The organism is uncultured Negativicoccus sp. (genome assembly GCF_902480485.1).
Taxonomy (GTDB): Bacteria; Bacillota; Negativicutes; order Veillonellales; family Negativicoccaceae; genus Negativicoccus; species Negativicoccus succinicivorans.
Genome location: NZ_CABSTC010000081.1, coordinates 1 through 3,796, shown reverse-complemented (window position 1 = coordinate 3,796; position 3,796 = coordinate 1). Strand labels below are relative to the sequence as shown.

Below are 3,796 nucleotides of genomic sequence, written 5' to 3'. Positions count from 1 at the left end.
TCGATGACGATCGCATGCTTGGTCGCTTCTGAAAACAGAATATAGCAATTGGTCGCCAGCGGTCCGAGTGTTAACGCGATAATTTTCATAGCTACCTCAAAATAACTTTCCGCTATCCAGCAAAATGGTCACGGGTCCGTTATTCGTCAATGTGACCTGCATTTCCGTTTGAAAACGACCGGTCCCGACCGTCACATCATGCGCGCGCAGCGCTTGAACAAATACTTCATAAAGCGGCTCCGCGAGACTTGGCGGAGCCGCGGCGGTAAAACTCGGCCGCCGGCCTTTGCGTACGTCACCGTATAAAGTGAATTGGGAAATCGCGAGAATTTCGCCGCCCGTATCCAAAAGAGACCGGTTCATCTTGCCGTCCGCGTCTTCAAAGATGCGTAAATTGACAATTTTATCGGCGAGATAACGGGCATCTTCTGCCGTATCTTCCGCCCCGACACCGAGCAACACCGTCAATCCCGCGCCGGCTTTGCCGACAAGTTCACCGTCTACCGTTACTTGGCTTTGTGTCGTTCGTTGGATCACTGCACGCATTACGTTCCTCCTGCCGATTCCAAACGGCGCACGGAATACACATCGCGAATCCGTCGCAGCTTGGTCATCATAAATTCCAATTGATGTAAGTCTTTAATTTGTACGCCCAGCCGAATTTTGGCGACATTATCCTGCGGCAAATCGGCGTTCACCGAGCCGACGGATAATTTCATTTCCGAAACAACGCCCAAGACATCTTCCAGCAAACCGCGGCGATCGTAACTTTCGATCTCGACGACCACCAAAAAAGTTTCATTCGCCCCGTACATCCAGCTGACTTCGATCAGGCGATTCGGATCATCATTGTGAATAATATTGTCGCAATCCAGGCGATGCACGGAAATGCCGCGCCCGCGTGTGATGTAGCCGATGACGGGATCGCCCGGCACCGGATTACAACAACGCGCCATATGCACCAACAGCCCCGGCTCGCCTTTGACGAGAATGCCGCTGTTACCTTTCGTCGCCTTTTTGCTGACCCGCAAGCTGTCGAGCGTTTGTTGCAGCTGAGAAGAAATCGGATTATTTTTCGCTTCCTCTTTTTTGTGCAGGTCAATCAGCTTCAGTGTAATTCCGCGCACGGTTAAACCGCCATAGCCGGCCGCCGCCAGCAGATCCTCCGGTGTGCCCGCATTGATCTGTTCGGCAATGGTTTCCAAGCGTCCCGGCTTGTTCAGCGTTTTGAACTCATACCCGAGTTTTTTCGCTTCGCTCTCCAACGCCTCTTTCGCTTTGGCAATATTATCCGCACGATTTTCCTTCTTAAACCAACTGCGAATTTTCGAACGGCTTTCCGACGACGCGACAATGTTCAGCCAGTCCAAACTCGGTTTGCCGTTTTTGGACGTAATAATCGAAACGATATCGCCGTTTTTCAGTTTGTAGTCGATCGGCACGATTTTGCCGTTGACTTTGGCTCCCGTACAGGTATTGCCGACTTCCGTATGAATACGGTACGCGAAATCCAGCGGAATGGCGCCCTGCGGCAAATCAATGACATCGCCGCGCGGCGTAAACACAAAGACCTCGTCGGCGAACACATCGAGTTTCAACGCGTCGACAAATTCTTTCGAATTGCTCGTATCCTGCCATTCGAGCAGTTTGCGCAGCCAACCGATTTTTTCATCAAAATTCTGTTGCTGCGACGCTTTTTTCGTGCCTTCTTTATAGCGCCAATGCGCCGCCACGCCGTACTCGGCGACCTGGTGCATCTCTTGCGTACGGATCTGAATTTCGACCGGTTGCCCCGCTTCGCCGATGACCGTCGTATGTAACGACTGGTACATATTCGGTTTCGGCATCGCGATATAATCTTTAAACCGATACGGCAACGGTTTCCATAAACTGTGGACAATCCCCAAAACCGCATAGCACTCCGGGATCGTGTTGACAATCACTCGAGTCGCGTACAGATCGTAAATCTCACTGATATCCTGATGTTTTTTCTTGATTTTTTTATAAATACTGTAAAAATGTTTCGGACGACCGCTGATGTCCGCTTCAATATTGTTCTTCTGCAGTGAATCGCGCAAGATATCAATCGTCTGTTTGATGATTTCTTCGCGCACCTGGCGTTTGACCTTCATCTGTTCGACGAGGTCGTAGTATGCCATCGGTTCCAAATAGCGGAACGAAAGATCTTCCAGCTCCCACTTTATATTAAAAATACCGAGCCGATGCGCGAGCGGCGCAAAAATCTCCAGCGTTTCGCGGGCAATGCGCTGCTGCTTTTCTTCCCGCACGAAGGACAGCGTCCGCATATTATGCAAACGGTCAGCCAGTTTGATAACGACCACGCGCACGTCTTTCGCCATCGCGAGAAACATTTTGCGATAGGTGTCGAGCTGCTGATCTTCTTTCGTTTTGTAATTCATTCGGTTGAGCTTGGTGACGCCGTCCACCAAAAACGCCACTTCATCGCCGAACAGCATGCGAATATCTTCCAGCGTGTAATCGGTATCTTCCACAACATCATGCAACAACGCCGCCTTGATACCGTCCGGATCCATTTGCAAGCCGGCAATAATGTCGGCGACAGCCAACGGGTGCATAATATATGGTTCGCCCGAAACACGTTTTTGCTCCGCATGCGCCGTATCGGCAAGTTCATATGCTTCACGCAGGGAATCTTCATCGAGATCGGGCAAATATTTTTTGACGTCGGCGACCAATTTCGCATACGCCGCTTCCCGATCAAATTCCGTGTTTACGGTTTCCATATATCCTCCTTTCCCGCACCGGCACGATATGTGGCGGAATTTTCCAGCGCGAGCTTTTCGTCACTGGGTCGCCAAGTATACCAGGTTTCATTCTCATACTGTTGACGTTCCAATAAATGCAGTTCTTCCAACACGGTCACCGCCGCGAACAAATCCCGCGGCGCATACGACAAGCCACTCTGCTCCGCGAGGATAGTCTGAACTTGCGCGACGGTCCGATCATGCGGCTCCAAAAGCACGCGCAGTTCACGATATACGGCTACCATAATTTCACGGTTTAAATGCACTTTTTGCGCGCTTTCCCACGTGATATCTTTCACCACGCCCTGCACTTGCACCTGGTTCTGCCATGTATTTTTTTGCAACGCGTAAACGATCGCGGCAGTATCGCCGCTGAAAATTTCCGTGGTCAGTTCCCCTAATCCCCAGCCGACACATTCCAAGTCATCACCTTGCTGCGCAAAGTTGGCTTTCAAATGACGCCGATCTTTACCGATACGGCGAATTTTTTGCACGGTCAGATCGCGGGACGCAAATAAAGGTGACGGATTGCCTTCGCCGAACGGCTCTAAGCGTTCGAGCGCCGTGACGAAATCCAAATCGACATCCGCCAACGCAAGCGCGCGTTCCACGCGCAGCACCGGTATGAAATCGTCCGGTGTTAAATGCGTATCGGCATACTCCTGCAAACGCTTGCGCAATTCGGGAATACGTTCTTCCCGAATGGAAAATTCGGCCGCCTGATGATGTCCGCCGAATTGCTCCAAAATATCCGCGCAGGAATGCAACGCATCATATATATCCAACGCGGGAATACTGCGGCAAGAGCCCTTGCCGATCCCGTCGTTTACTGAAATAACCAAGGCGGGGCGATGAAAGCTATCCACCAAGCGCGAGGCTACGATACCGATGACACCCGGATGCCATGCCGCTCCGTCTACCACCAACATTTGATCGTCAGCGGCGCCAAGCTCTGCCAAACGCTGCCGGGCCGCAGTCACCAGTTCACGTTCCAAGGCCTGTCTCTCACT

3 protein-coding genes are annotated in these 3,796 nt (G+C 51.5%); all 3 read right to left on the bottom strand.

Features of this window, described 5'->3' with window-relative positions:
• Positions 1 to 96: 96 nt before the first annotated feature.
• Entirely contained in the window at positions 97 to 546 is a 450-nt protein-coding gene (gene dtd, locus RDN69_RS05945; RefSeq protein ID WP_024048563.1) for a D-aminoacyl-tRNA deacylase, read from the bottom strand.
• Positions 546 to 2,765, bottom strand: a complete 2,220-nt coding sequence (locus RDN69_RS05940) for a bifunctional (p)ppGpp synthetase/guanosine-3',5'-bis(diphosphate) 3'-pyrophosphohydrolase (protein WP_273259991.1) — start codon at positions 2,763 to 2,765, stop codon at positions 546 to 548. Before RDN69_RS05940 ends, dtd begins: the two co-directional genes overlap by 1 nt.
• On the bottom strand, positions 2,753 to 3,796 hold a 1,044-nt coding region (locus RDN69_RS05935; RefSeq protein WP_288218373.1), incomplete at its 5' end, for a DHHA1 domain-containing protein. The genes RDN69_RS05940 and RDN69_RS05935, both read right to left, overlap by 13 nt.

What these genes read in the sequence shown, in the direction of transcription:
- dtd (WP_024048563.1), bottom strand. Translation starts at nt 546, where the DNA reads ATGCGTGCAGTGATCCAACGAACGACACAAAGCCAAGTAACGGTAGAC.
- RDN69_RS05940 (WP_273259991.1), bottom strand. Translation starts at nt 2,765, where the DNA reads ATGGAAACCGTAAACACGGAATTTGATCGGGAAGCGGCGTATGCGAAA.